The organism is Kitasatospora nipponensis (assembly GCF_039528135.1).
Taxonomy (GTDB): Bacteria; Actinomycetota; Actinomycetes; order Streptomycetales; family Streptomycetaceae; genus Kitasatospora; species Kitasatospora nipponensis.
Genome location: NZ_BAAALF010001086.1, coordinates 1 through 536, shown reverse-complemented (window position 1 = coordinate 536; position 536 = coordinate 1). Strand labels below are relative to the sequence as shown.

General features: G+C 64.4%; 1 protein-coding gene. It reads left to right on the top strand.

Going from position 1 to position 536, the window contains the following annotated elements:
* Window positions 1-270 precede the first annotated feature (270 nt).
* On the top strand, window positions 271-536 hold a 266-nt coding region (locus ABD323_RS45015), incomplete at its 3' end, for an ATP-binding protein (RefSeq protein WP_344447727.1).

The following is a 536-nucleotide window of genomic DNA, read 5'->3' as shown; positions in this document are numbered from 1 at the left end:
CTCCCAGCGCCGCACGGTCATCTCCTCGCCCCACACATCTGATCGGATGACCGAACCGTAGCCGCACCCCCCGACAGCCCTGAGTTCGCGCTGCATGTTCTGGATCATCGGACGTCGAAGTGCCCGGCCCGGCAGAGCAGAGAAGGGACTTTCGGCCGGTAATCCGGACCGATCGTCTCTGTACAGGGGACCCGCCCGACAGCGATGATTGATCATTGAATTTGACGGGCCGCTTCTACTACGTACCTCGCGACCAGCGGCAGTACTCACCTGCCGCCTGACGCCGGGTACGCGAGTGCGCTGACCAATCAGGGGTACAGCTTCGAAGGGCCAGTGGCCGACTTGGTCGACAACTCCATCGATGCCGGGGCTGACTCCATCGTCGTGCACTTCCTGCGCAACGCGGACCGGATCGTCTCGCTGCTGGTGCTCGACAACGGCGCTGGTATGGACGGGGCAGCGCTGGACAGGGCCATGACGGTTGGTCACCGCCGGAGTTACGGTGGCACGGCGCTGGGCATGTACGGCACTGGCCT